This window comes from Cellulomonas hominis, from assembly GCF_901521055.1.
GTDB classification, from domain to species: Bacteria; Actinomycetota; Actinomycetes; order Actinomycetales; family Cellulomonadaceae; genus Cellulomonas; species Cellulomonas endometrii.
This window is the reverse complement of the sequence record NZ_CABEGA010000029.1, coordinates 162,120-188,608: the sequence shown is the minus strand read 5'-3', so window position 1 is coordinate 188,608 and position 26,489 is coordinate 162,120. Positions and strand designations below refer to the sequence as shown.

Sequence of the window (26,489 nt, the reverse complement as noted above, 5' to 3'; positions counted from 1 at the left end):
GCCGCGACGCACGACACCCTCCTGCCACGGAACGACCGTGGCCGCCGAGACCAGAGGAGGTGGGTATGAGCCTGCGTCAGTACGAGATCATGATCATCCTCGACCCCGACATCGAAGAGCGCACGGTCGCACCGTCGCTCGACAAGTACCTGTCGGTGGTCAAGACCGACGGTGGCACCGTCGACAAGGTCGACATCTGGGGCCGCCGCCGCCTGGCGTACGACATCCAGAAGAAGTCCGAGGGCATCTACGCCGTCGTCGACTTCTCCTCGACGTCGGACACGGCCAAGGAGCTCGACCGTCAGCTGGGCCTCAACGAGGCCGTCCTCCGCACGAAGGTCCTCCGCCAGGACGCCTGAGTGTCGGACCGCGCGCGTACCGTGCGGGACACCCTTCGACGAGCATTCGACGAGAACGAGGAGCTGGCATGGCTGGTGACACCACCATCACGGTGATCGGGAACCTGACCGCCGACCCGGAGCTGCGGTTCACGCCGTCCGGGGCTGCGGTCGCGAACTTCACCGTGGCGTCCACGCCGCGCACGTTCGACCGCCAGAGCAACGAGTGGAAGGACGGCGACACGCTGTTCCTCCGCTGCTCGATCTGGCGGGAGGCGGCGGAGAACGTCGCCGAGTCGCTCACCAAGGGCACCCGCGTGATCGTCAGCGGCCGGCTCGTCCAGCGGTCCTACGAGACCCGCGAGGGCGAGAAGCGGACCGTGTACGAGCTGCAGGTCGACGAGGTCGGCCCGTCGCTCCGCTACGCCTCGGCCAAGGTCACCCGGACCCAGCGTCAGGGTGGCGGCGGCGGTGGCTTCGGCGGCGGCGGCGGTGGCGGCTTCAACGGTGGCGGCGGCGGTGGCGGCGGCTTCAACGGAGGCGGCGGCCAGGCGCAGGACGACCCGTGGGCCACGCCCGCGGGTGGTGGCGCCGGCGGCTACTCCGACGAGCCCCCGTTCTGATCGCCGTCCTCGACGAGCACCGCTGACCTGCCGGGTCGGCACCACGGGCGCGCGCCCGCACAGCACATCCCATCCCGGGGCATGGCAACGCCCCGGGCTCCGCACGTAGAACAAGGAGCACCACGATGGCCAAGGCCGTTGTCCGGAAGCCCAAGAAGAAGCAGAACCCGCTCAAGGCGGCGAAGATCGAGTCGGTCGACTACAAGGACACCGCCCTGCTGCGGAAGTTCATCTCCGACCGCGGGAAGATCCGCGCCCGCCGCGTGACCGGCGTGTCCGTCCAGGAGCAGCGCGCGATCGCGCGGGCCGTCAAGAACGCCCGCGAGATGGCGCTCCTGCCGTACTCGTCGTCGGCTCGCTGAGAAGGAGCACACAGATGGCCAAGCTCATCCTGACCCACGAGGTCACGGGCCTCGGCGCTCCCGGCGACGTCGTCGACGTCAAGGACGGTTACGCCCGGAACTACCTCGTCCCCCGCGGTCTCGCGACCGCGTGGAGCAAGGGAGCCGAGAAGGAGGTCACCCAGATCCGCCGTGCCCGCAAGGTGCGCGAGATCGAGACCCTCGAGGAGGCTCGCGCGGTGCGTGACTCCCTCCAGGGCAACCCGGTGACCGTCTCCGCCAAGGCCGGCGAGTCCGGCCGGCTGTTCGGCGCCATCACGACCGCCGAGATCGCCGACGCCGTCAAGGCGGCCGGTGGCCCGTCGATCGACCGCCGCAAGGTCGAGGTCGCGCAGCCGATCAAGGCGACCGGCGAGTACGAGGTGAAGGTCCGCCTGCACGCCGACGTCTCCGCGAAGCTGACCGTCAAGGTCGTCGCGGCCTGACGTAGCCCGCACGACGCACGCCCCGTCCCGGTCACCCGGGGCGGGGCGTTCGTCGTCCCGGGGCCGGTTCTCCGTCCCGGGGCGGAGGCGCTCAGGCCCTCGTGGCCCGTAGCGTGGGCGGATGCCCGATCAGCCCGCCGACCCGGACCAGCCGTCGCCGGAACCGGTCGCCGGCACGACGAACCCGAACGTCGCGTTCCTGCCCATCGGCGTCGTGTTCCTCGTGCTCGGCCTGTCCTGGCTGGCGAACGACTCGATGCGCGGCGCGTCCTTCGCGTTCATCCCCGTCGGCGTCACGTTCCTGGTCCTCAGCATGCGGAAGGGCGGCACGGGCGGGGCACCGGCCGGCCCCGAGGCGGGCCAGGAGGACCAGCCGGGTGCCGGCGGCGAGCCGGGACCCGACGTCACGCCCCGGTGACCATCCAGGCACCCCCGCGCGCCCGCAGGCCGGTGGTGACGGCTCGCGCGAGCATGAACACGCCCGCGAACGCCGCCCACAGCCACGCCAGCCCGACCCAGCCCTCCGGCGCCCAGGCCCGCACCGCCAGCGCGAACGGCACGTAGGCCACCAGCGTCACCATGCCGGCCGCCGCGAGGAACCGCCCGTCGCCCGCGCCGATGAGGACGCCGTCGAGCACGAACACCCAGCCGGCCATCGGCATCAGCACCGCGGCGACGACCAGGCTGACGGTGACGGCGTGCCGGACGTCGGGGTCCGTGGTGAACGCGGCGGACAGCCACCAGCCGGCGGCACCCGTCACGACGCCGAGCACCGCGCCGGCGCCGACCCCCCAGGCCAGGGTGCGCCGCAGCAGCGCTCGGACGAGCGGTACGTCCCCGGCGCCGAGCGCGTGCCCGACGAGCGCCTGCGCGGCGATCGCGAGGGCGTCGAGCGCGAACGCCACGAAGCCCCACACCGCGTTGACCACCTGATGCCCGGCGAGCGCCACGGGCCCGAGCCCGGTCGCCACCCACACCGTCAGCAGGATCGCGGCGCGCAGGGACAGCGTGCGCAGGAGCAGCGGGGTGCCGGTCCGCACGCCGGCGAGGATGCCGCCCGCCGCGGGGGCCAGCGACGCACCGGCGGCCCGGGCGCCGCGCACCACGACGACCACGAGCGCCGCGCCCATCGCGAGCTGCGTGACGGCGGTGCCGAGGCCAGAGCCGGCGATGCCCAGGTGGACGCCGTGCACCAGGACCACGTTGAGCACGGCGTTGACCACCGCGCCGACCCCGGCGACGACCAGGGGCGTGCGGGTGTCCTGCAGGCCGCGCAGCGCCCCCGTGGCGGCGAGGACGAGCAGCATGCCCGGCAGCCCCGGCGCGGAGGCACGCAGGTACGTCACGGCCTGGTCCGCCACGTCGCCCGTCGCCCCCAGGGCACCGACGGCCCACGGGGCGAGCAGGAGCGTCGCCGCGGTCAGGAGCACGCCGAGCCCTGCGGCCAGCCAGAGGCCGTCCACGCCGACCTGCAGCGCGCCCGAGCGGTCGCCCGCACCGAGCCGCCGGGCGACCGCGGCGGTGGTCGCGTACGCCAGGAACACGCACAGCCCGACGACCGTGACCAGCAGCGTCGACGCCAGGGACAGACCGGCGAGCTCGGTGGTGCCGAGCCGCCCGACCACGGCCGAGTCGACCAGCACGAACAGCGGCTCGGCGACGAGCGCGCCGAGTGCGGGGACGGCGAGCGCGAGGATCTGGCGGTCGACGGTGGACGGCACGTGTCCGAGGCGTGAAATGGCGGCCAACTGATTCCTGTCCACATCGGTTCATGGCGTTTGCGCCGGTGAGAACGCCCTGGTCGGAGGCGCCGTCCGAGTTCATCCACACCTGTGTCCACGACCTGTGGACAGTGCGCGGTCTGCGTCCACAGCCTTCCACAGGCTCGTCCCCAGGCCCTGTGCACGTCTCGCTTGATGGGCGGTCCGGCTCGCGCATAACCTCACGTCGGCGCGCGAGCCCGTCTGGGCTCGGCAGCGTCGGCAGGTCCCCGCCACACCGGTCGAGGGGCGTGTCGGCGGCCGGTGCTAGAACTGGTGTTCGACGGCGGCGGCATGACAACCGAAGGTGGGCGGGCGGCACTGTGACGATCGAGGAGCTGGAGTACGGGGCACCCTCGGGGACGGCGCGGCCGGCGTTCGACCGGACGCCACCGCAGGACCTCGAGGCCGAGCAGAGCGTGCTCGGCGGCATGATGATCTCGAAGGACGCCATCGCGGACGTCGTCGAGGAGATCCGCGGCACCGACTTCTACCGCCCGGCGCACGAGGCCATCTACGACGCGGTGCTAGACCTGTACGGCCGCGGCGAGCCCGCCGACGCCGTGACCGTGGCCGACGAGCTCACCAAGCGCGGCGAGATCGGCCGCGTCGGTGGCGTGCCGTACCTGCACACGCTCATCTCGATGGTGCCGACCGCCGCGAACGCCGGGTACTACGCGCGCATCGTCAAGGAGCGCGCCGTCCTGCGCCGCCTGGTCGAGGCCGGCACCCGGATCGTCCAGCTCGGCTACGCGACCGACGGCGGCGACGTCGACGACATCGTGAACAACGCGCAGGCCGAGGTCTACGCGGTCAGCGAGCGGCGCACCACCGAGGACTACCACCGGCTCGGCGAGGTCGTCGCCGGCACCCTGGACGAGATCGAGTCGGCGGGGCACCGCGGCGAGGGCATGATCGGTGTGCCGACCGGCTTCGCCGACCTCGACCGGCTGACCAACGGCCTGCACCCCGGCCAGATGATCGTCATCGCCGCCCGACCGGCCATCGGCAAGTCCACGCTCGCGCTCGACTTCGCGCGGGCCGCGTCCATCAAGCACAACCAGGCGTCCGTCGTGTTCTCGCTCGAGATGAGCCGCAGCGAGATCACCATGCGCCTGCTCTCCGCCGAGGCCCGCGTGCCGCTGCAGAAGATGCGCACCGGCCAGATGGGCGACGACGACTGGCAGAAGCTCGCCACGATCCAGGGCAAGCTCACCGAGGCGCCGCTGTTCATCGACGACTCGCCCAACATGTCGCTGATGGAGATCCGCGCCAAGTGCCGGCGGCTCAAGCAGAAGCACGACCTCAAGCTCGTGATCATCGACTACCTGCAGCTGATGTCGTCGGGCAAGCGCGTCGAGTCCCGCCAGCAGGAGGTCTCCGAGTTCTCCCGTGCGCTCAAGCTGCTCGCCAAGGAGCTCGAGGTCCCGGTCATCGCGCTGTCGCAGCTGAACCGTGGTCCGGAGCAGCGCACCGACAAGAAGCCCGCGATGAGCGACCTGCGTGAGTCCGGGTCCATCGAGCAGGACGCGGACATGGTCGTGCTGCTGCACCGCGAGGACGCGTACGAGCGGGAGTCGCCGCGCGCCGGTGAGGCCGACCTGATCGTGGCGAAGCACCGTAACGGGCCCACCGACGTGATCACGGTGGCGTTCCAGGGGCACTACTCGCGGTTCGTGGACATGCAGGCCTGATCGCTGCTGTCGACGTGCCACACAGTTCTCGAAATTGCGCAGATATGTTTCGTAAGTACAGCCGAAAATCACGGCACCAGTAAGGGTCGCGCAGCGGTACGTCTTGGCGGACTCGGGAGAGCCGCTGGCGGAGAAAGGTACGACGACACGCGTGCCCCGAGGGCCTTCCGGCTGAAGCGCCCGAATGGGGGTTCATGTTCGAGATCTCGGACGGCCGGACCGGGTCGTTCCGGTCAGAGTGGAGTATTGGTGGGCCGCCCCGACCACCCATGTCCCCCCACCGGTGATTGAGGCGACCACCTGGTGGCTTTGCGTTCGTGGTGACACGGTTGCCATCGCCAGTCGTGTCGGCGGCGGCAGATACCTTCGCGCTGTCGGCCCGATCGGGTCGGCGGGGACGCCGCCACAGCGCGGTTGTCGAAGGAGCCGCGATGGCCACCGTTCCGACGATCACCCGTCCGTACTGCCACCCAAGTTCATCGGTACGCGGGTCACCAAGCACGGTCTCATCAACCGCGGCAAGTGCGGCAAGACGATGCGCATCTGATCGCTGATGAGCGCCCTCACGCCAGTGGGCATGAGGGCGACCGTCCGCTAGTCGGGTTGGAAGGGGGCGATCCAGGTCCCGGTCCAGTGCGCCGGCGCCAGATCATCTTCGCCACTCGGGGGGCGGATGCAGGACCAGGCGCTGCCAGCCGATACGCTGCGGAGCAACGCGGCCTGTGACCAGAAGGAGGAGCTCACGATGGTGCTGCTCACCGCCAACTGGCGCGAGTGGTACCACTTCCGCCACAAGGAGGCGTGTATCTCCTCCGGGACGGAGTTCGAGGCGTACGTCACGCGCGTCCTCGCGCGGTTCCACGACGACTTCATGAACCCGGCCCCGACAGGGCGTCTTGGTGATGGGGGGGCTGATGGCCTCGCGGAGTCCGGCAGCGTGCTCTACGCGTGCTACGGGCAGCGGCCAGGCCGAAACGCGGAAGGCGAGCTCCGCAGCAAGCTCGAGGCCGACTTCACACGAGCCAGGGGTTCCTGGCCGGACTTTGACACGTGGCGTTTCGTGACGAACGCACCCGTTGGTCCCCAAGCCACTCAGGCGCTTATCTCGCTTCAGAGACAGCACGGTCCGGGCTCCGCCCGGCCGCTTACCCTGCGCATCTGGACGGCCGATGTCCTTTGGCGCGAAGCAATCGCAGGGCTGCCCATCGAAGTCCTTGACGAGTTGTTCCCCGGCGCGCCTGGGATCGCCGACCTTGAGCTCGCGGACCTGGTTCCCCTTCTCGAGGCGCTGGGCGACCCTTCGGACGCCGACGATGTCACAACGGCGATCCTTCCTGTGCCTCCGACGAAGATGGACTTCAACGAGATCCCAGAGGACGCGCGCCTGGAGTTCAACTCCGGTCGCACGATGGCACCCCGGATCGACCGTTGGTACGCGGAGTCCGCGGACCCCGCGGCGTCTGACGAGCACGCCGAACGCTTCCGAGAGATCTACCGCGACGCACGACGGGTTGTCACCGACCCAGGCGAGATCCTGGAGCGGATCTATGTCGCGGTAGCGGGCCCAAACTTCCGCATGGACCGTAAGCGCGCGAACGCCACATACGCCGTGGTTGCCTATTTCTTCGACTCGTGCCACATCTTCGAAATGCCGCCCGCTGGAGCCGGAGGTTCCAATGCTCCTGCCGACTAAAGGCGTCTCAACTGAGCGCGCGTTGATGACAATCGGGTCCGAACTGCTTGAGCTGCTCCGTACTCCGAAGTCCGTGTCAGCCCTGTGGGAGCAGTACTCATCCCGATCGGACTCAGTAAACGACGGCGACAGGATCACCTTCGACTGGTTCTCCCTCGCCCTTGCCTCACTCTTCGCTATCGACCTGGTCCAGTGGACCGCAGCTGGGCACCTGAGGAGGGCCAGTGTTCATTAACTCGCTCAGCTCCTCCGACCGGCGCTTCAAGACACTGCGGTTCCGTGACGGTCTCAATATCCTGGTTGCTGATCGGACAGAGTCTTCAGAACAGGGCGACAGCCGCAACAGCATCGGCAAGACGAGTTCAGTCAAGGTGCTCCGATATCTCCTGGGTGGCGACCTGCCCAAGGAGTTGAAGGTGCCTGAGCTGGCGGAGCACAAGTTCACTGCGGTCCTCGAGCTTCCTGCCGCAGGGGGCGTGGGCGTGGACACCGTCACGGTGACACGAGCCGTCTCCCCGCAGACACGGGTCGACGTGGATGGCTGGTCTGTCGTCACCGACCGTCAGTCGCTCCACGTTGACGACTGGAAGGCGCTGCAGGCGAAGCACCTATTCGAGATCCCCGAGGGCGTGAACCGGCCTACGCCTGGACAGCTCTGGGGGCAGGCAATCCGCAACCTCTTTGCCCACCCCACAAAGGTTCACGCGACGGAGCCCGACTGGGAATCGGGTGTTCGGATCGGACACCTCCTCGGTCTGTCATCTGAGATCCTTGCCAAGTCTGGCGAGGTCGAGCAGTTAGCAAAGCAGGGCAAGGCGATCCGGAAGGCCGTCAAGGAAGGAGCACTACCCCATCTAGCACTCGATGAGGCGAAACTGCGTGCGCGACTCGCGTCGGCACGGCACCGGCGCGACGCCGCCCAAAACTCCATCAGCTCATACAGAGTCGACGAGCAGTACGCGGACCATCAGCGCCGCGCAGACGAACTGACCGCTTCAATCCAGAAGCTCAATGACGAGGGCATTGCGCTCCAGCGGCGACTACGGGAACTCCGGGAAGCACTGCGTGATGAGGTCGACCCTGCTGACGAAGCGGAGCTCCGCATGAAGCTCGCACGGGTCTACACCGAGCTCGGCGTCGTGCTTCCCGACCTCGTCACGCGACGCTACGAGGAGGTCGCCGATTTCCATCGGTCTGTCGTGAGGAACCGGCGCGTCTTCCTGCAGCAGGAACTTGACGCTGTAGAGGCCCGCCTCGTGGAGATAGACAGCGAGCGATCCGCTCTCGACAGCGAGCGATCTGAAGTGCTGCGACTCTTGGCCGAGACCGTCGCGCTCGACACCTTCCTTGCCGTCCAGCGCGACCTCGCCGGACTCGAGGCCGATGTCGCGGATCTTGAGCGTCGCGTCGAGGCAGCGGCACGCGTCAGCCAGATCGGCGATCAAGTGAAGTTGAAGACTGCCGAACTGGTGACGTCCGTTCGAGCAGAGCTGCGCGAGCGCTCCGAGTCGCTGGATGCACCCATTGCACTCTTCGGAGAACTGGGCGCGGAGATCTACACCGATCGCGAGGCAAGCTTGCTGATTGAGCCGACAGACAAGGGCATCCTCAAGGTCACGCCCTACCTGTCGGGTGATGCCAGCATGGGTGTGAAGAACGTCGAGACGTTTATTTTCGACATGGTCTGCTTGGTCTCTGCGATCAAGAATGATCGAGCTCCCCGGATTCTTGTCCATGACAGCCACCTCTTCGACTCGATCGACGGTCGGCAAATTGCGTCGTGCCTGAATATCGGTGCTCGGCTGGCCGAGCAGCACGGGTTCCAGTACGTCGTGACTCTCAACTCGGACTTCATCGACCTTGTCGAAGCGCAGAGCGATGGAGCATTCGACGCCGAGCCTTACATCATGTCGACGAGGCTTACGGACGAAACGGACGAGGGCGGGCTCTTCGGCTTTCGGTTCAACTGACGACGCATGGGGGATGCCAGCCGGCGGTCAGCGGTGGGATCGGCGGAGTGCTGGGGCCGCGGCGGGTGTCAGCTGCGCGCCGGGGAGGAACACCAAGGTGTTCCGCAGGTTTTGGCTGGGTGGCTCCGCCGACGGTCGCACGTCGCAGGCGCGGGACATCCTGTTCGCCGTGAAGATCACTTCACCGTTCGGTGGCTACGACCGCCGTCGCTGAACACCGCACCGACGGGTCTGACCCCGGAGGAGTACTTCGAGATCTGGGTGGAGGGTGCGATCCGCAGGAGTGGATGGACCTCGCAGCGGCCTTCCTCGCGGAGATGGGCGAGCCGTTACCGTAGTGGGACGGCCGTCGACGGTGCGCTCCGCCGGCTGCGTGGGTGTGCGAGCTACTTTCGCAGCCACGGCGACACGCCTGCGATCACGCAAGGTCTAGCGGCGTGTCTGCGAAATCTACGCTGCACGTCGAGGCTGCTGCTGCTCACAGAACGCGAGCTGTACACGTACGTCCCCGCCAAGGCCGAGCTGCTGGACCTGATTGTCGCCCCGGCGTTCCCGTCGCTGTACGCCCGGCCGCCGAGGACTGGCGCGCGCGGCTGGAGGCCGTCGCGAGCGCCGGCTGGGCCCTACGACCCGGAGTGGTGCCCGTCACGACGCGCGTGGGGCCGGTCGCGGGCGAGGCGCTGCAGGCGGCGTACGAACCACGCCGGGCGTTCGAGTTCGGCCTGGCGCGGCTGCCCGACGGCATCGCGGTGCTGGTCGACGGCGCGAGGCCGCCCTCGGAACCACGCGACACCGGCTCCTAGGCCGACGCCGACGGTCAGACGCACACCCAGCAGTACAGCGCCCCGCCGCGCGCACGCGCGTCCCGCGCGAGCCCGGCCAGCTCCCGCAAGAAGTCCGCCAGCTCCTCCGGGTCCGACACCCCGGCGAGCTCCTCGGTCCGCGACCAGGGGACGGCCGCCGCAGCGAGCGCGTCGTCGTCCGCGCCGGTGAGGGCGTCCACGACGACGTCGTCGACCCGCAGCACCAGCTCCGTCCCGTCGTGCTGCATCGCCACCGGGTCACGCCGGTCGCCCGCGGCGAGCACCTCGTCGAAGGTGCGGCCGGTCAGCAGAGCGGTGACCGTGCCCAGCACGACGATCGAGTCGATGCGGCCGCCGGGGACGGTCGGGGACGCCGGGCCGCCGTCGTGGTCGACGACCTCGGCGGCGGACTCGTCGGACGGCGCGGCGAAGTAGTCGTTGATCAGGCCCATGCGGCTCATCATGCGCGATCGGCGCCGGGACGCCCGCACCGGCGTGCTCAGACCTCCACGACGAACGAGCTGAGCGGGTCCGCCACAGCACAAGACCCTGCCGCTCACGCCTCCAGCTCGGCGAGCGTCGGTGGGTTCGCGCCCGCCCGGCTGACCGTCACGGCCGCCGCACGGGCGGCTGTCGCCAGGACGTCCCCGAGGGCGTCGGCCCCCGCCGCGTGCAGGCGGTCGCGTGCGGGTCCCGGCCCCAGGACGTCGCGCATGTGCAGGCCGTGGAGCAGCGCGGCCATGAACGCGTCGCCTGCTCCGACGGTGTCCGCGACCCGGACCGCGACCGGCGCGACCCGCAGGGTGCGGCCACCGGCCACGGCCACGGCACCGTCGGCGCCGTGCGTGACCACGACCAGGCCGGCGCCCGCGCCGGACCACCGCCGGGCGACGGCGAGCGGGTCCTCGCCCGGGTACAGCCACGCGAGGTCCTCGTCGCTGGCCTTGATGACGTCGGCCGCGGCGACGAGCCGGGCGGTCCGGACGACGGCGTCGGCGTGGTCGACCAGCAGCCCGGGGCGGATGTTGGGGTCGAAGCTCACCGTGGCGTCCGCACGGGCTGTGGTGAGCAGCTCGGCGACGGCGTCCGCTCCCGGCGCGAGGTACGCCGCGATCGAGCCGGCGTGCACGTGCCTGGTCCCCGGGGGCAGCGGTGTCGCGTCGAGCGTCCAGTTGATGGCGAACTCGTAGGTCGCGGCACCGTCCGCGCCCAGCCGCGCCGTGGCCGTCGGCGTGCGGCGTGGGGTGGAGGACGGCTGCACCAGCACGTCGACGCCCGCCGAGGCGAGGTGCTCGCGCAGGAGCGCCCCGTGCGGGTCGTGCCCGAGCTCGGTGAGCAGGGTGACGGGGTGCCCCAGGCGGGCGAGCCCGTACGCGACGTTGGCGGGACTGCCGCCGGGGTGCGTGGTGGCGGCCCCCTGGAGGGGCTGCACCACGTCCGCGACGGACTCCCCGACGACGAGGGTGCGGGTGGCGGGCGGGGGTGCGGACGGCATGACGGAGGACCTCGGGGACGCGGTGGGAGGCACGGTGCGGGGGTGCCCGGTCAGGTCGTGAGCCGGAGCTGCGCGAGCGGCGTGTCCGGCAGGACGAGCTCGCAGAACGTGATCCGGCCGTCGGCGGTGAACACCTCCACCACGTCCCCGTCGACGACCACGCGCAGGTCCACGGCCGCCCGCCCCGGCAGCGGCGCGTGCGCGGGTGCGGCGAAGTGCGGCCCGAGGTCGCCCGCGGGTGCCGGGCGGGTCGCGGTGAGGCCGGCGTCGTCGAGGGTGAGGGTGAGGGTGGGCCGCCCGTCCTCGGCCACGACCGTGAGCCGGCCGGCACGGGGCAGGGTGACGTCCACGACCGTCGGGCCCGAGCACGGGACGGCCCCGGCCGCCGGCCCGAGCGGCAGCGGGGACACGCCTGCCGGCAGGACGGGGTGCTGCACGAGCACGAGCTCGCCGTCGGCGCGGATGAGTCCCAGCTCGCGCGCGAGCGTCATCGAGGACCGCCACGGGCCGGTCGGCACGTGCCTCGCGTACGCCCACGAGGAGGCCCACCCGATGGTGAGGGCGCGCGCGTCGGGGGCGTCCCCCCAGGCGACGGCCGCGTAGTAGTCGTGGCCGTGGTCGACCCAGCGCGGGGCCCGCCCTGGGGCGGTGGCGGGTGTGAAGCGGTACCCGTCGAAGTCCCCGACGAGGTACTGCATGCCGGACCCGCCGGTCGCGCCGCCGGGGTTCAGCGAGACGAGCAGCACCCACGCGCGCTCGTCCGGGGCGCCGCCGTGCACCGGCACGGTGAACAGCGCCGGGCACTCCCAGATCCCGTCGACGGCGCCGACCGGTCCGACGTGGGAGGCCAGCGTCCAGTCGCGCAGGTCGGGCGAGGTGTAGAGGGCGACGCGGTACCGGTCGGCCTCGACCACGGCCATCACCCAGTGGTCGTCGTGCCGGAAGACGTACGGGTCCCGGAACTCGGTCGACCCGATGTCGAGCACGGGGTTGCCCGCGTAGCGGGTGAACGTCCGGCCCCCGTCGCGGGAGTAGGCGAGCGCCTGGGCCTGCGACGCCGGGCGGCCGGCGGTGGCGTCGCGCGCGGCGGTCCAGACGGCGACCATCGCCCCCGGTCCGAAGCCCGCGGTGTCCTCGCGGTCCAGCACGGCCGAGCCGGAGAAGACCATCTCGCCGTCCTGCTCGGGGATCGCGATCGGGTGCTCGGTCCAGGTGACGAGGTCGGTCGAGGTGGCGTGCCCCCAGGAGATGTCCCCCCAGGTGGGACCGTGCGGGTTCGTCTGGAAGAACAGGTGGTAGACGCCGTCGGCGAAGACGAGGCCGTTCGGGTCGTTGAGCCAGCGGTCCGCCGTGGTGAAGTGCCAGGCGGGGCGCAGGTGCGGGGTCGTGGCGGTCGTGCCGGTCGTGGTGGTCGTCGCGTCGGCGGTCATGTCAGCCCTTCACCCCCGAGGAGGCGATGGACCCGATGAACGCCTTCTGGAACGCGAGGAACAGCGCCAGGACGGGCAGGGTGATCATCGACGCGTAGGCCATGATCTGGCCCCACGACACGTTCAGCTGGAAGAAGTACTGGATCCCGATCATCACGGGACGCAGCTCCTCGGACTGCACGACCATCAGCGGCCACAGGTACGAGTTCCACGCGGGCAGGAACGTGAGGATCGCGACGGTGGCGACCGCGGGCCCGGACAGGGGCATCACCACGGTCCGGTAGATGCGGAACCAGCCGGCGCCGTCCATCCGTGCCGCCTCGTCCAGCTCCGTGGGGATCGACGTGAAGTACTGGTAGAAGAGGTAGATCGAGAAGGCGTTCGCGACGAACGGGATGATCTGCACCTGGTACGTGTCGAGCCAGCCCTGCGTGAGCTCGAGCTGGAAGCCCTCCATCCGGAGGCTCGGCAGCTTGTTCACCCACCAGACCAGCGGCAGCGCCAGGGTCTCGAACGGCACGATCAGCGTCGCGATGATCAGCGTGAGGACGATCTGCTTTCCGCGCCACCGCAGCCGCGCCAGCCCGAACGCGGCGAGCGAGTTGATCACCAGACCGAGCACGACGGTCACGGCGGAGATGCCGATCGAGTTCAGCAGCAGTCGCGGGAACGGGACCCGGTCGAACACGGCGGTGTAGTTGTCGAGCGAGACGTCGCCGACCGGGAGGAACGCCCGCCAGCTGCCGAGGTCCGCGAAGATCTGCAGGTCCGGCTTCAGGGACGACACGAACAGGAACAGCAGGGGGCCGACGAACACGACTCCCAGCAGCACCCGCCCGGTCTGGGTCAGCCAGGAACGGCGGCGGCGACCCGAGGCGCGGCCGTGGCGAGGCGGTTCCGTCGCCGGGGCGGGCGGGGTGGTCCGGTCGGGCCGCGACGTGCCCGGGTGCGGCGTGACGGTGGTCATGTCAGTCCTTCTCACGGGTGAGGAACCGCTGGATGCCCGAGACGAGCAGCACCAGCACGAAGAAGACGAGGGAGATCGCGGACGCGTAGCCGGTCGACAGCTGCTGGTACCCGGTCCGCACCGCCATGTAGACGACGGTGGTCGTCGAGTCGAGGGGGCCGCCCTGCGTCATGACGTTGACCTGCGTGAAGAGGCTGAACGCGGCGATCGTGATGGTGATGAGGATGAACGTGCGGGTCGCCGCCAGGCCCGGCCAGGTGATGTACCGGAACCGCTTCCACCCGGTGGCGCCGTCCAGGTCGCCGGCCTCGTACAGCTCGCCGGGGATCGTCTGCAGGCCCGAGAGCCAGATGATCATGTGGAAGCCGACGGCCTGCCAGATGGACATGACGATGATCGCGGGCAGCGCGGTCCGCGTGTCGTTGAGCCAGTCGATCGGCTGGTACGAGGGGTGGACGACCGCGATGAGCGCGTTGAGCAGCCCGTCCTTCTGGTACAGGAACCGCCACAGCAGCGACACCACGACCATGGACGTCACGACGGGGACGAAGTACAGCGTCCGGAAGAAGTTCGTGCCCCGGACCTTCGCGTTGACCAGCAGCGCCAGGACCAGCGCGAGCCCCGCCTGCACGGGGACGACCACCAGCCCGAACAGGAACGTGTTGCGCAGCGACGCCCAGAACGTGGGGTCGCCCCACAGGGTGCTGAAGTTGTGCAGGCCGATGAACTCGGCGGGGCGCGGCGAGATGAGCCGGGCGTTGGTGAACGCCAGGACGAACGTCAGGACGACCGGGACGACGAGGAACACGAGCAGGAGAAGGGTGGCGGGCGCCACCATCCACATCGCGGTGCGCGCCTCGTGGCCGCGGGTGGCCCGGCCCTCGGCGCGGGGCCGGGGGCGCAGGCGGGCGGATCCGCTGGCGATGGCCATGGAGGAACCTTTCGCGTGGGACGCGTCGGGGCGCAGGTCGCCCAGGACGCAGGTCGGTGAGGGAAGCCGTGCGGCGGCTGGTGCCGGCGCCCCGGCCGGACCCCGCGTGCGGCGGGGTCGCCGGTGGCAGGGCCCGGGGGGCGCCGGCCGGGTGCCGTCAGAAGGCGTAGTCGCCGTTCTGGGCGATGTCGTTGTCGATGTCGGAGACGGCCTTGTCGAGGATCGACGCGGCGTCCCCGCCGGACAGGATGTCCTGGGTCGCCTTCTGGAAGACCGACGTGATGTACGGGTACGCGGGGGTCGCGGGCCGGACGACGGCGTAGTCCTGGGCGAAGGTCCGGAAGACCTCCTTGTCCCCGCCCGGGGCGTAGTCCTGCAGCTCCGCCGCGGCCTCGTCGGTCGCCGGGATGGTGCCCGTGGCGTCGGCCAGCGCGACGACGTACTCGGTCTGGTGGCTGAACTCGAGGTACGCGCGCGCACCCTCGACCTCCTCGCACTGCGAGCTCATCGCCCACTGCCACGAGCCGCCGCCGATCTTCGGCCCCTCGCCCAGGTCCACCGGGGGGATGACGATCGCGTCCTCGCCGAACGCCTCCCGGACGGAGTCGTACGCCCACGAGCCGCTGTAGAGGATCGCGGACGTGCCGTTGACGAAGTCGACCGTGGCGTCCTCGCCGGACTTCGCCGAGATGTACCCGTCGGAGACCAGCCCCTGCATCCAGGCGGCCCAGTCCAGCGCCGCCTCCCCGTCGAGGGCCCCGGAGGCCGTCGTGTACCCGTCGCGGTCGATCAGGTCGCCGCCCGCCGACTGCAGGAACGGCGAGTACGCGTAGGTGATCCACTCGCCGGTGCCGCCGGTGCCGAGGTCGAGCGGGTAGTCGTACTGGCCCGTCGCCTTCAGCTTGGCCAGGACGTCGTCGAGCTCCTCCTGGGTCCAGGGGTCCTCGGTCGTGGGGATGCGCGCGCCGACCGCCTCCAGTGCGGATGCCCGCGTGAAGTAGGCGAGCGCGACGTCGTAGTGGCCGAACGAGTAGACCTCGCCGTCGACCTCCCCGACCGTGCTCGGCAGCTGGCCCTCGAACTCGGCGTCGTCGAGCCCGAGCGGCTGGATGTAGCCCGCCCACGCCCAGTTCGGCACGTTGGGCGAGTCGATGTCCAGCACGCACGGCAGCTTCTTGGACGACGCGGCGGCGACGACGGCGTCGTTGTACGAGGTCTGCGGGAACGACTCCAGCTCGACCTCGTAGTCGGTCTGGCTGGCGTTGAAGTCGTCGACGATCTGCTGGTTCACCGCGAGCTCGGCGTCGTTGCCGCCGTTGTGGGTCCACAGCGTGATGGTGGCGGGGCCGCTGCCCCCGGAACCGGTCGAGCCGCCGGAGCAGGCGGTCAGGGCGGCGATGGCGCCGACGGTTAGGCTGGCGGCTGCGAGGCGCCGGACGGTGTGAAGAGACACAGGATGGTCCTCCGGATCACTGGATGTCGCACATCTGGTGGAGGTGACGCGCTGCAACGCGTCACCGGGGCGCCGCCCCGGGCTCATTCCCGGGGCGGCGTTCCGACGGAGGCCCGGTGCACCACCGGGCCGCGGAGCCGGACCGAGCGCGGCTCGGGCTCGTGGCCCTCGTCGAGCGCGGAGATCTGCAGGTAGAGCTGCTCGGCCGCCCAGGCGCCCATCGCGCGGTGCGGGAGCGCGACGGAGGTCAGCGGCGGGTCGACGGCCTCGGTGATGATCTGCATGTCGTCGAACCCGACGACCGACACGTCCCGGCCGATGCGGAGGCCGAGCTCGTGCGCCGCGCGGTAGGCCCCCATGGCCATCCGGTCGTTGAAGCAGAACAGGCCCGTGGGCCGGTCCGGTCGGCCCAGGACGTCGAGCGCCGCGCGGTGGGCCGCGTCGTACGTCTGCTCGCTCACGATCACGGACACGTCCGCGCCCGGGAGGCCGGCCTGCCGGCACGCGGCCAGGAACCCCTCCGGGCGGCCCTTCGCGGCGGGGATGTCGTCGGCGTTGTTGAGCATGGCCAGGCGCCGGTGTCCCGCCCCCAGCAGGGCCTCCGCCGCGTCGAGTCCGCCGGCGACCTCGTCCGGCGTCACCCAGGAGTGGGTGCCGCCGACGGCCTCGGCGTTGAGCACGACGACGGGGACGCCGTCGAGCGCCTCGGGGACCCGGACCAGGCGGTGGTACATGGCGGCGTAGAGCACGCCGTCGACCTCGCGGTCGAGGAGCTCGCGGACCTCGCGGGCCTCCAGGTCGGCGTCGTACTCCGTGTTCGTCACGAGGAGCACGCCGTCGTGCGTGCGCACGACCTCCTGCGCCCCGGCGATCAGCTGTCCGGCGTACGGGGTGGTGGCGATCTCGTCGCCGACGAACCCGACGGAGTTGGACCGGCGGGTCCGCAGTGTGCGTGCCACGGCGTTGGCGGAGTAGCCGAGCTCGGTGGCGGCGCGCCGGACGCGCTCCTGCGTCGTGGCCGAGGTGCGGGTCCCGGGGGTGCGGTTGAGCACGTGGGAGACGGTGGTGGGGGAGACGCCGGCGCGCGTCGCGACGTCGCGGATGCTCACGCGTGGCGCCACGGCTGCCTCCTCACCTCGTCGTGGGAATCGCTGCCAAACCGTTTTGTCAGCGTCGTGGCAGAACGATGGCGCACAGGACGCGACCGTGTCAACCACGCGCGTCCGGCAGCCGCGTCGCGCGGGGCCCCTCGCCCGGGTGGTGAGCCGGGAACCGTCAGCCCGGGGTCGACGCGGTCCGGGTGGCCGACCAGGTCGCGAGGACGCGGAGGGCGTCCTCGTCCGGGGACCCGGCGCGCGTGGTGAACGTGATCAGCGTCAGGCCGGGGTCGGCGGGCAGCTCCAGGACCTCGAAGTCGAGGTGCAGGTCACCGACGACGGGGTGCCGGACGTCCTTGCGCCCGGTGCGGTGCAGGCGGACCTCGTGCGCCGCCCAGCGGGTGCGGAACTCGGGGCTCCGGGTGCTGAGCTCGCCGACGAGGTCGGTCAGGTCGCGGTCGTACGGGTCGCGTCCCGCCTCGGTGCGCAGCTGGGAGACCGCGTCGTCCGCGGCCCGCTTCCAGTGGGTCCAGAAGTCGCGGGCGCGGTCGTCCAGGAAGGTGAACCGGGCGTGGTTCGCGGCGGCGCCGGCCGGCCGGGGCGCGGCGAGGACGGGGGAGAACAGGACGCGGCCCAGCGCGTTCGCGCCCACCAGGTCCAGGCGGCCGTTGTTGACGATCACCGGCACGGCGTCGCCCATGAGGTCGAGGAGGCGCTGCACGCCCGGCCGGACCTCGCCCGGGTCCGGCCCGCGTCGTCGGCGCCTCCCCGGTCCGGCGGCGCGGGCGAGGTCGGCCAGGTGCCCGCGCTCCGCCTCGTCGAGCTGCAGCGCGCGGGCGAGCGCGTCCAGGACGCCGTCGGACACGCCCGCGAGGTCACCGCGCTCCAGCTGCGCGTAGTACTCCACGCTCACGCCGGCCAGGTCCGCGACCTCGCTGCGCCGCAGGCCCGGCACCCGCCGGTTCGCCGCGTAGGCGGTGAGCCCGGCGGCGGCCGGGGTGAGCCGGGCGCGGCGGCTCGTCAGGAAGTCCTTGACCTCCTCGCGGTTGTCCACACCGTCACCGTACGGCCGGGCCGCGCGGCCCGGGGTGGGCTGCCGGTACACGCTCCGACAGTGACTTCTCCGGACCCCGGCGGCGCGGTCCCCTGGGTCGTGAGCACGCCGGCCCCGCGACACGGGCGCCGGCCCGACGACGGAGGGCACGCACCATGAAGACCGCACGGCTCGGAGGCCTCGAGGTCTCCCGCATCGGCCTGGGGGCCATGACGATGGCCGGCACGTACACGAGCGAGGGCGCCGTGGACGACGACGAGTCGATCCGCACGATCCACCGCGCCCTGGACCTCGGGGTCACCCACATCGACACGGCCGAGATCTACGGCCCGTTCCACAGCGAGGAGGTCGTCGGCCGGGCCGTCCGGGGCCGGCGGGACCAGGTCGTCATCGCGACCAAGTTCGGCCTCGTCAGCCACGGGCACGGCGACCCCGCGCCCGGCGTGACCGACAGCAGCCCCGCGAACGTGCGGGCTGCCGTCGAGGGCGCCCTGCGCCGGCTCGGCACCGACCACATCGACCTGTACTACCAGCACCGCGTCGACCGGAGCACGCCGATCGAGGACACCGTCGGTGCGCTCGCGGACCTGGTCGCCGCGGGCAAGGTCCGGCACATCGGCCTGTCCGAGGCGAGCCCGCAGACCGTCCGCCGCGCGCACGCCGTGCACCCGGTCACGGCGCTGCAGACCGAGTACTCGCTGTGGACCCGCGACGTCGAGGCGGAGATCCTGCCGCTGCTGCGGGAGCTCGGCATCGGGTTCGTGCCGTACTCCCCGCTCGGCCACGGCCTGCTGACCGGGCAGATCCGCACCGTGGCCGACTTCGCCGAGGACGACTGGCGCCGGACCAACCCGCGCTTCACCGGGGAGAACTTCCGGCGCAACCTCGCGCTCGTCGACGAGGTCCGGGCGATCGGCGCGGAGATCGGTGCCACCCCGGCCCAGACCGCCCTCGCCTGGATCCTCAGCCGTGGCGAGGACATCGCCCCGATCCCCGGCACGCGACGGGTCTCACGGGTGGAGGAGAACACCGCCGCCGACGACGTCGAGCTCACCCGCGACCAGCTCGCCCGCCTGGACCGCCTGGAGCCCGCGGCCGGTGAGCGGCACGACGAGGCCAACATGGCGACCATCGACCGCTGACCCGGGGAGGGCCGCCGGCTCAGCTGGACAGGAGCCGGTTGAGCTCGACGAAGAAGTCGTCGCCGCGCTCGGTGCCGCCGTCCATCAGCTCGGCGATGACGGTCGCCCCGAGGTCCCGGCGCCGCGGGGCTCGGCCGGGGACCGCGGCTGCCAGTGCGGCGCCCAGCGCGGGGCCGGTCAGGTCGGTGCAGTAGGCGGGCGTGCCGGGCTGCTGCCGCCACGAGTCCGCGAGGGTGCCGGCGTCGAACCCCTCGAAACCGGTGTCCTCCACCAGCGCCATGCCGAGCCTGCGGTCCTCGTCGCGGTCCGCGGCGACGGGCACCGCGATCCGGTCGGGGTCGCCGGCAGGGGTCGCCCGGGTGCGGAACGACGAGGCGAGGATCGCGTTCCACGCCTTGACGACGCGGCGGCCGCCGAGCTGCTCGGACACCCACAGGCTCTCGACCTGGCCCGCGTCGAGCGCGGCGACGTGCCCGTCCCGCTGCGGGTAGTAGTTGGAGGTGTCCAGCACGACCGCGGCGTCCGGCAGGCGGTCGACGAGCGGCCGGATGTCTGGCACGCGGGCGAGCGGGACGGAGATGATCAGGGCGTCGACGTCGGTGACGACGTCGGCCGCCTCGACGGCCCGGGCGCCGGAGGTGAGGAGGTCGGCGGGGATGGTGTGCGGTCCGCGGGAGTTCGCGACCTTCACCTCGTGGCCGCGCTCGCTGAGCCGCTGGGTGAGGACGGCTCCGATGTTCCCCACGCCGAGGATGCCGATGCGCATGGTGTGTCTCCTTCTGGTCGAGGTGCGAGGTCGTGCCGGACCGGGTCGATCCGGCCGGTCAGCGGGAGGTCGGGGCCGGCTTCCCGATGAAGAGGGTCCCGACGACGGCGCCGAGCGCGATGACCGCGGCGGCGGTGAAGGCCCCGCGGCCCGCCGCGACCGCCTCGTCGACGCTGAGGGCGCCGGCGTCCGCCGCGCGGGAGGCGATCGTGTAGGCCGAGACGAGCACCGCGCCGCCCGCGGCCCCGGCGAGCTGCTGCGCGGTCGTGAACGCCGCGGTGCCGTGCGGGTAGAGGTTCGCGCGCAGCGAGGACAGCGCGGTGGTGGTCAGCGGCGCCCACATCATCGCCTGGGCGGCGGACATCACCAGGTACGCGACGAGCAGCGTGCCGACGCCGGTGCCGCGGTCGAGTGTGCTGAGGAACCACAGCGACGCCGTCCAGATCAGCGCGCCGGGGATGGCCAGCGGGCGCGGCCCGACCCGGTCGTAGACCCGGCCGCCGAGGCCCGACACCAGGGCGATGACCGCTCCGCTCGGGACCAGGAACAGCCCGATCGCGAGCGTGCTGAGGCCCTGCACGCCGGTGAGGACCAGGGGCAGGACGAGCGCGGTGCCGAACCCGTTCATCGCGACGACGATCATCACGACCAGGGACAGCGCGAAGGGCCGCGTGCGGAAGATCCGCATGTCGAGGAACGGCTCGGCGTGCCGTCGCAGCGCGAGCTGGCGCAGCACGAACGCCGCGACGCCGACCAGGCCGACCGCGATCGGGACCAGCGGCGGGACGAGGACGTGGCCGGTGACCGACTCGCCGATCGAGGCCAGGCCGAAGACCAGCGCCCCGAACCCGACGGCGGACAGGGCCAGCGACAGCAGGTCGAGCGTGACCGGCTCCGGCGTGGTGATGTTCCTCAGCTTCGCCGCGCCGAGCGCCAGGCCCGCCAGCGCGATCGGCAGGACCAGGAGGAACAGCCACCGCCAGGGCAGCTGCGACAGCACGAGCCCGGACACCGCCGGGCCGACGGCGGGCGCGATCGCCGGCACCGCCGTGACCAGGGCCATCGTGGTGCCCCGGCGAGCGGCGGGGACCAGGCGCATGGCGGTCGTCATCAGCAGCGGGACGAACACGGCGGTGCCCACCGCCTGGACGATCCGGCCGGCCAGCAGCACGCCGAAGCCGGGCGCGGCCGCGGCGACAGCGGTCCCCACGACGAACAGCGACATCGCACCGAGGAAGATCGTGCGGACGTGGAACCGCTGCATCACGAACCCGGTGGCCGGGACCAGCACGGCCAGCGTCAGCAGGTAGCCCGTGGTCAGCCACTGGCCGGTCGCCGGGGTGATGCCCAGGTCCGCGATCAGGGTGGGCAGCGCCACCCCGAGCAGCATCTCGTTGAGCAGGACGATGAAGGACGAGCCCATCAGCAGGCCGATGACCAGGGCGTCGCCACGGGGCAGCCGTGCGTGGGGATCGGCGTCGGGTGCCTGCGGGACGGCTGCTGCGGTCGCCGTCGAGGTCGGGGTGGTGGTCATCGCTGGGCGTGGTCTCCCGGTCGTCGGAGCTGGCCGCCGTCGTGCGGGGGTGGTGACGGCAGCGAGATGGAGATAGTCTCCGGTTAGGCGGAACGACCATACGGAGAGTGTCTCCGGATTGTCAACGGGAAGGCGGCACAGGTGTCCCAGACGGCGACCGGCGGAGCCCGCAGGCCGCGCACCGACGCGCAGCGCAACCGCAGCCACATCCTCGACACGGCCGAGCACTACTTCGCCGAGCACGGCGTCGGGGGCTCGCTGGACGCGATCGCCAAGCAGGCGGGGGTCGGGCCCGGGACGCTGTACCGGCACTTCCCGAACCGGGGCGCGCTGCTCGCCGCGCTGCTGGACGCCCGCGCCGACGAGCTGGAGCAGCGGCGCTTGGACATCGCCACCGAGCAGACCGACGCGGCCGACGCCCTCGCGCGGTGGCTGGACGCGCTCGCGGCGTGGGCGAGCGCCTTCGACGGCCTGCCCGAGCCGCTGCGCGCCGCGCTGGACGAGGAGACCTCCCCGCTCGCGCTGACCTGCCAGGGCTTCGTCTCGGTGACGGACGAGTTCCTGGGAGCGGCCCAGCAGGAGGGCAGCGCGCGGGCCGACGTCCGCGGCCGGGACCTCTTCCTGGCCGTGCTGGCCATCAGCTGGGTGCGGGGCGCCGCCATGGCGGACGAGTCGTCCGGTCCCGGGCTGGCGGCCCTGCTGCGCACCGGGTGGTCGGCGCCGCGGCACCAGGCCGCCGCAGCGGCTCCCTAGAGGACCTCCCTGCGGCGGTGCTGGACGTTGAAGACCTCGTCCGGCACCCGCAGGCGGTCGTCGGCCAGCAACCGCCGGACGTCGGCCATCGACGGACCGGCGGTCGCGTCGGCGAGCTCGTCGAAGAGCGCCACGTCGATGGCGTCGTCAGGTCCCGGCATGCCGCCCCACAGGTCCCAGGGCAGCAGCTCGACGCCGTCCAGGGCAGCGGCGTCGCGCATCAGGTTCGCGGCGATCCACCACGCCCCGGCCTCGTGGAGAGAGGTCAGGCCGAACCGGTCCGGGTCCGCGCGCCCCGCCCGCGTCATGGTCCAGGCGTCGCCCGCGATCACGAACTCGTCGCGCGGCACGTCCGTCAGGTCGAAGTCGATCCCCAGCTGCCGCCGCTGGAGCTCGTCGACCTGGGCGTCGAGCAGCTTCCACCGGTCCCCGTCGTGGTACTCGGCCACCCAGTGGTCCTCGTACCAGCCGGGAGCGAAGTAGGCCCCGAAGCCGCAGCGCGCCCGGGCCGGCACACCGGCGGTGCGGAGCAGGGTCACGGCCATGACGGTGAAACCGCGGCAGTTCGTCGCGACCCGCTGGTGCGGCTCACGGGTGACGTCGAGCGGCCGGTCGTCGCGACGCGTGACCGCGTCGAGCACCTGCTCGACCCGCCGCAGGTTGACCAGGTCGCGCTCGGGCTCGGCGAGCGAGACGCCGTACGCGGCGGCCCAGAACTCGTGCACGAGCAGGCCCTGGACGACCCGCGCGATCCCGGCGGGGTCCCCGGGGAGGCCCGCCAGGAGGTGGCTGGACGCTCCGGCGTCGGTCATGAGCCCGGGCTCCGACCACGCGGCGTCGACGCCCGGCTCCCCACGTCCCGCCGGCACCATCCCGGACCTCCCGCTGCTGCGCGTCAACCGCGGCGAGCGTACCGCTGGAGGAACAGCGCCTCCGCCGTGGCGAGGCGCCGGATCTCGTCCGGGTCGACGCTCTCGTTCGGCGCGTGGATGAGCGCCTGCGGCTCCTCCACCCCGAGCAGCAGGATCTCGGCCCCGGGGTACGTCTCCGCGAAGACGTTGCACAGCGGGATCGAGCCGCCCTGGCCGAGCAGGGTCATGTCGCGGCCGAACGCGTCCTGCATGGCGGAGCGCATCGCCGTGTAGGCCGGACCGCTGGTGTCCGCGCGGAACGGCATCCCCACGGCCTCGGTCTCGACGGTGACGGCCACGCCCCACGGCGCGGCGCGCGTGAGGTGCTCGGTCAGCGCCGCGAGCGCCTGGTCCGGCAGGGTGCCGGGCGGGATGCGGAGGTTGAGCCGCGCCGCCGCGCGCGGGACGATCGCCGCCGCCGACCCGACGACGGGCGGGCAGTCGATGCCGAGGACCGTCAGGGCGGGGCGCGCCCAGAGCATGTCGGAGACGGTGCCGGAGCCCAGCAGCGTCCCCCCGGCGGCGAGCCCGATGTCGGCGCGGAACGCGTCCGGGTCGTACGGCGCGCCGGTCCACGTCTGCGAGTTGTCCAGGCCCTGGACCGTGGTGTCGCCCTTCGCGTCCCGCAGTGACGCGAGCACCGTGACGAGGGCGGCCAGGGCGTCGGGCGCGGGTCCGCCGAACATGCCGGAGTGCAGCTCGGTCGGCAGGGCGTCGACGCGCACGACCACGTTGACCATCCCGCGGAGGCTGACGGTGACGGCCGGCACGCCGACGGCGGCGTCCCCGGTGTCGCACACCAGGATCGCGTCGGCGCGCAGCAGGTCCGCGTGCCCCGGGACGAAGTCCTCGAGCCCGCCCGTGCCCTGCTCCTCGGAGCCCTCGACCACCAGCCGCAGGTGGACGGGCACGTCGTCCCCCAGCGCCCGCAGCGCCGCGAGGTGCATGACGATGTTGCCCTTGCAGTCGGCCGCGCCGCGGCCGTACCAGCGGCCGTCGGCCTCGGTCAGCTCGAACGGCGGCGTGCGCCAGGCCGCGTCGTCGAGCGGCGGCTGGACGTCGTAGTGGGCGTAGAGCAGGACGGTCGGGGCGGCGGGGTCGGCGGCCGGGCGCGACCCCACGACGGCGTCGCTGCCGTCGGCCGTCCGGTGCAGCCCGATGTCCGCGAACCCGGCGTCGCGGAAGGCGTCGACCACCCACTGCGCCGCCCGCGCGCAGTTCTCGGCGGGGAACTGCCGGGGGTCGGCCACGGACGGGATCGCGACGAGCTCGGCCAGCTCGTCCCGGACGCGCGGCATCTGCTGGGCCACCCGCTCGGCCAGGTCCACGGCGTCAGCCCCGCACGTGGTCGTCGGTGGGGAGGTCGTCGAGCCACTGCCTGACGTCCTCGATCTCGTCGGGGCAGTACACGCTCATCACGGCGAGCTGGCCCCGCACCAGGCGGCTGTCGGCGATGACGGGACGCATGCCCGGACCGGTCGCCCCGTTCGTCAGCATCGAGAACAGGGTGGCCTGCCGCAGCGCGTGGCCCGGGTCCTGGCAGACGGACCCGCCGTCGTCGCCGAGCACCCGCACGACCTGGTCCTTGTCGGGCAGGCGCTCCACGCCGGCCTCCTCGAGCACGACGAGGAGCTCGTCGGCCTTCGCGGAGGCCGCCTCGTCCTCCTGCGCGCCCCGGTACGCGATCAGCGCGACCACCGTGAGCACGGCCAGGATCGCGCCCGTGATCCAGTAGAGCAGCGTGTTGCGGGGCCCCGGGCCCACGTCCTGCTCGACCTCGGTCATGACGCCGCCACCTCCTCGTCCGCCACGGGCTGCTTCCACGACGGCTTGCGCAGCCGGTAGAAGATGAACGGCACCAGCAGCCCGAGCCCGAGCGCGCCGCCGCCGACGATGAGCAGGTAGACCCACGGGTTGCCGCCGCCGAACTGCGAGGGCGGGACGAACCCGACGAGCAGGGCGGCCAGCGACGCCGCGAAGCCGACGCCGCACAGCCCCACGAGCATCGGCGCCCGGTAGCCGCGGGGGTGGTCGGGGTCGTGGCGCCGGAGCCGGACGGCCGCGACGAACATCAGCAGGTACATGATCAGGTACACCTGCGTGGTGATGACCGAGAAGATCCAGTAGGCGCTCGACACGTCCGGGATCAGCGCGTAGCCGAGGGCGATGACCGTCGTGACGACGCCCTGCGTGACGAGGATGTTCTGCTGCACGCCGTGCTTGTTCAGCCGCTGCAGGTAGGGCGGCAGGTAGCCCTCCTGCCGAGAGATCAGCAGCAGCCCCTTGGACGGCCCGGCCAGCCAGGTGAGCATGCCGCCGAGCGAGGCGGCCACCAGCATGATCCCGAAGATCGGCGTCAGCGCCTGCACGCCGAACTGGGCGAACACCGCGTCGAACGCCTGCATCACGCCGGCGGTCAGCGACAGCTCCTCCGCCGGGACGATCCAGCTGATCACCAGGGCCGGCAGGATGAAGATCGTCAGGACCAGGGCCATCGCCAGGAACATCGCGCGCGGGAACTCCTTGTCGGGCTTCTTCAGCGAGCCCACGTGCACCGCGTTCATCTCCATGCCGGAGTACGACAGGAAGTTGTTGACGATCAGCACCAGGCTGGACAGCCCCGCCCACGCGGGCAGGATGTGGCTCGCGTCCATCGGCGCCGCCGGGGCGTTGCCCTGGCCGAGGAACACGACGCCCAGCGTCACGAGCACGACGCCGGGGATCAGCGTGCCGATGATGAGCCCGCCGCTCGCCAGCCCCGCGACGCCGGAGGTCCCGCGGGACGACACCCAGACGCCGGACCAGTAGACGACCACGATCACGCAGGCCGTCCACACGCCGCTCGTGGCCAGGGCGGGGTTGATGACGTAGGCCAGCGTGCTGGCGACGAACCCGAGCAGGCTCGGGTAGTAGAAGATCGTCATGGCGAACTGGCACCAGACGGCGAGGAAGCCCATCGGCTTCGAGATGCCGCGGGACACCCAGTTGTAGATGCCGCCCTTGTAGCCCGACGCCAGCTCCGCGGAGACCAGCGAGGTCGGCAGCAGGAACACGATCGCGGGGACGATGTAGAGGAACACGCAGGCGAGGCCGTAGACCGCCATCGTCGGCGCGGCCCGCAGGCTGGCGACGGAGCTCGTCGTCATCATCGCCAGCGCGACCCACGAGATCCAGTGGGTCGCGGGCGCCGCGGCGCGGGTCCGGCCCGCCGCCACCGGCTGGCCGGCGGGAACGTCCATCGTGCTCATC

Annotated in this window: 26 protein-coding genes and 1 pseudogene; 12 read left to right on the top strand and 15 right to left on the bottom strand. The window is 71.8% G+C overall.

Annotation, left to right across the window (positions count from 1 at the left end):
• Positions 1-65 precede the first annotated feature (65 nt).
• The 5 genes from rpsF (at position 66) to KJP73_RS08910 (ending at position 2,205) form a co-directional block, all read left to right on the top strand.
• Positions 66-359 carry a 30S ribosomal protein S6 gene (gene rpsF / locus KJP73_RS08930; RefSeq protein ID WP_213282435.1) on the top strand — a complete coding sequence of 98 codons (294 nt, stop codon included), beginning with the start codon at positions 66-68 and terminating at the stop codon, positions 357-359.
• A 68-nt stretch (positions 360-427) separates the two neighbouring features.
• Complete coding sequence (locus tag KJP73_RS08925; RefSeq protein WP_213282434.1) at positions 428-961, top strand: single-stranded DNA-binding protein; 534 nt, start codon at positions 428-430, stop codon at positions 959-961.
• A 125-nt stretch (positions 962-1,086) separates the two neighbouring features.
• Complete coding sequence (gene rpsR / locus KJP73_RS08920) at positions 1,087-1,323, top strand: 30S ribosomal protein S18 (protein ID WP_013772910.1); 237 nt, start codon at positions 1,087-1,089, stop codon at positions 1,321-1,323.
• Positions 1,324-1,337: 14 nt separating this feature from the next.
• The gene (rplI, locus tag KJP73_RS08915; RefSeq protein ID WP_213282433.1) at positions 1,338-1,787 is read left to right on the top strand and encodes a 50S ribosomal protein L9; all 450 of its coding nucleotides are present in this window, start codon (positions 1,338-1,340) and stop codon (positions 1,785-1,787) included.
• Positions 1,788-1,908: 121 nt separating this feature from the next.
• Positions 1,909-2,205 carry a hypothetical protein gene (locus tag KJP73_RS08910; protein ID WP_213282432.1) on the top strand — a complete coding sequence of 99 codons (297 nt, stop codon included), beginning with the start codon at positions 1,909-1,911 and terminating at the stop codon, positions 2,203-2,205.
• Here the strand turns inward: KJP73_RS08910 and KJP73_RS08905 are convergent.
• Positions 2,192-3,508: an MATE family efflux transporter gene (locus KJP73_RS08905; protein WP_249669234.1), complete on the bottom strand. Its 1,317-nt coding sequence runs from the start codon at positions 3,506-3,508 to the stop codon at positions 2,192-2,194. The genes KJP73_RS08910 and KJP73_RS08905 overlap by 14 nt on opposite strands.
• Positions 3,509-3,870: 362 nt before the next feature.
• Between KJP73_RS08905 and dnaB the strand changes: the two genes are divergently transcribed.
• The 5 genes from dnaB to KJP73_RS08885 all read left to right on the top strand — a co-directional run bounded on the left by dnaB (position 3,871) and on the right by KJP73_RS08885 (position 9,707).
• Positions 3,871-5,241 carry a replicative DNA helicase gene (gene dnaB, locus KJP73_RS08900; protein WP_213282430.1) on the top strand — a complete coding sequence of 457 codons (1,371 nt, stop codon included), beginning with the start codon at positions 3,871-3,873 and terminating at the stop codon, positions 5,239-5,241.
• 745 nt (positions 5,242-5,986) lie between these two features.
• Positions 5,987-6,934 (top strand): ABC-three component system protein, encoded by a 948-nt coding sequence (locus KJP73_RS08895; RefSeq protein WP_213282429.1) that lies wholly within the window; start codon positions 5,987-5,989, stop codon positions 6,932-6,934.
• Positions 6,918-7,169, top strand: a complete 252-nt coding sequence (locus KJP73_RS19710) for an ABC-three component system middle component 6 (RefSeq protein WP_433995160.1) — start codon at positions 6,918-6,920, stop codon at positions 7,167-7,169. The genes KJP73_RS08895 and KJP73_RS19710 overlap by 17 nt, the downstream gene beginning before the upstream one ends.
• Complete coding sequence (locus KJP73_RS08890; RefSeq protein ID WP_213282428.1) at positions 7,159-8,904, top strand: ABC-three component system protein; 1,746 nt, start codon at positions 7,159-7,161, stop codon at positions 8,902-8,904. Before KJP73_RS19710 ends, KJP73_RS08890 begins: the two co-directional genes overlap by 11 nt.
• Positions 8,905-9,542: 638 nt before the next feature.
• The gene (locus tag KJP73_RS08885) at positions 9,543-9,707 is read left to right on the top strand and encodes a hypothetical protein (RefSeq protein WP_213282427.1); all 165 of its coding nucleotides are present in this window, start codon (positions 9,543-9,545) and stop codon (positions 9,705-9,707) included.
• 14 nt (positions 9,708-9,721) lie between these two features.
• Here KJP73_RS08885 and KJP73_RS08880 read toward each other — a convergent pair whose 3' ends face one another.
• From KJP73_RS08880 to KJP73_RS08845, 8 genes are all read right to left on the bottom strand, one after another.
• The gene (locus KJP73_RS08880) at positions 9,722-10,159 is read right to left on the bottom strand and encodes a hypothetical protein (RefSeq protein WP_213282426.1); all 438 of its coding nucleotides are present in this window, start codon (positions 10,157-10,159) and stop codon (positions 9,722-9,724) included.
• A 104-nt stretch (positions 10,160-10,263) separates the two neighbouring features.
• Entirely contained in the window at positions 10,264-11,202 is a 939-nt protein-coding gene (locus tag KJP73_RS08875; protein WP_213282425.1) for a carbohydrate kinase family protein, read from the bottom strand.
• Positions 11,203-11,252: 50 nt separating this feature from the next.
• Positions 11,253-12,632, bottom strand: a complete 1,380-nt coding sequence (locus KJP73_RS08870; RefSeq protein ID WP_213282424.1) for a glycoside hydrolase family 32 protein — start codon at positions 12,630-12,632, stop codon at positions 11,253-11,255.
• 1 nt (position 12,633) lies between these two features.
• Positions 12,634-13,599, bottom strand: a complete 966-nt coding sequence (locus tag KJP73_RS08865) for a carbohydrate ABC transporter permease (protein WP_213282423.1) — start codon at positions 13,597-13,599, stop codon at positions 12,634-12,636.
• Position 13,600: 1 nt separating this feature from the next.
• Entirely contained in the window at positions 13,601-14,530 is a 930-nt protein-coding gene (locus tag KJP73_RS08860; RefSeq protein ID WP_249669233.1) for a carbohydrate ABC transporter permease, read from the bottom strand.
• A 157-nt stretch (positions 14,531-14,687) separates the two neighbouring features.
• The gene (locus KJP73_RS08855) at positions 14,688-15,983 is read right to left on the bottom strand and encodes a sugar ABC transporter substrate-binding protein (protein WP_249669232.1); all 1,296 of its coding nucleotides are present in this window, start codon (positions 15,981-15,983) and stop codon (positions 14,688-14,690) included.
• Between the two features lie 83 nt (positions 15,984-16,066).
• Positions 16,067-17,104 (bottom strand): LacI family DNA-binding transcriptional regulator, encoded by a 1,038-nt coding sequence (locus KJP73_RS08850; RefSeq protein WP_213282421.1) that lies wholly within the window; start codon positions 17,102-17,104, stop codon positions 16,067-16,069.
• Positions 17,105-17,258: 154 nt separating this feature from the next.
• Complete coding sequence (locus KJP73_RS08845) at positions 17,259-18,134, bottom strand: helix-turn-helix domain-containing protein (protein ID WP_213282420.1); 876 nt, start codon at positions 18,132-18,134, stop codon at positions 17,259-17,261.
• 155 nt (positions 18,135-18,289) lie between these two features.
• Between KJP73_RS08845 and KJP73_RS08840 the strand changes: the two genes are divergently transcribed.
• Entirely contained in the window at positions 18,290-19,276 is a 987-nt protein-coding gene (locus KJP73_RS08840) for an aldo/keto reductase (RefSeq protein WP_213282419.1), read from the top strand.
• 19 nt (positions 19,277-19,295) lie between these two features.
• Here the strand turns inward: KJP73_RS08840 and KJP73_RS08835 are convergent.
• Together KJP73_RS08835 and KJP73_RS08830 are read right to left on the bottom strand one after the other, a co-directional pair.
• Positions 19,296-20,060, bottom strand: a pseudogene (locus KJP73_RS08835) (NADPH-dependent F420 reductase); the annotation flags it as partial.
• 40 nt (positions 20,061-20,100) lie between these two features.
• Positions 20,101-21,576: a DHA2 family efflux MFS transporter permease subunit gene (locus KJP73_RS08830; protein WP_213282417.1), complete on the bottom strand. Its 1,476-nt coding sequence runs from the start codon at positions 21,574-21,576 to the stop codon at positions 20,101-20,103.
• Positions 21,577-21,717: 141 nt separating this feature from the next.
• On the opposite strand from KJP73_RS08830, the gene KJP73_RS08825 reads away from it, so the two are divergent.
• On the top strand, positions 21,718-22,329 hold the full coding sequence (locus KJP73_RS08825; protein ID WP_213282416.1) for a TetR/AcrR family transcriptional regulator: 612 nt from the start codon (positions 21,718-21,720) through the stop codon (positions 22,327-22,329).
• Here the strand turns inward: KJP73_RS08825 and KJP73_RS08820 are convergent.
• The 4 genes from KJP73_RS08820 to KJP73_RS08805 all read right to left on the bottom strand — a co-directional run bounded on the left by KJP73_RS08820 (position 22,326) and on the right by KJP73_RS08805 (position 26,488).
• Positions 22,326-23,141, bottom strand: coding sequence for a transglutaminase-like domain-containing protein (locus KJP73_RS08820; RefSeq protein ID WP_213282415.1), 816 nt, complete (start codon positions 23,139-23,141; stop codon positions 22,326-22,328). The genes KJP73_RS08825 and KJP73_RS08820 overlap by 4 nt on opposite strands.
• An 83-nt stretch (positions 23,142-23,224) precedes the next feature.
• Positions 23,225-24,568, bottom strand: a complete 1,344-nt coding sequence (locus KJP73_RS08815) for a dipeptidase (RefSeq protein ID WP_213282414.1) — start codon at positions 24,566-24,568, stop codon at positions 23,225-23,227.
• A 4-nt stretch (positions 24,569-24,572) separates the two neighbouring features.
• A complete protein-coding gene (locus tag KJP73_RS08810; RefSeq protein ID WP_213282413.1) occupies positions 24,573-25,025 on the bottom strand; it encodes a hypothetical protein in 453 nt (150 codons plus the stop codon).
• Positions 25,022-26,488 carry an APC family permease gene (locus KJP73_RS08805; protein WP_249669231.1) on the bottom strand — a complete coding sequence of 489 codons (1,467 nt, stop codon included), beginning with the start codon at positions 26,486-26,488 and terminating at the stop codon, positions 25,022-25,024. The genes KJP73_RS08810 and KJP73_RS08805 overlap by 4 nt, the downstream gene beginning before the upstream one ends.
• Between the last annotated feature and the right edge of the window lies 1 nt (position 26,489).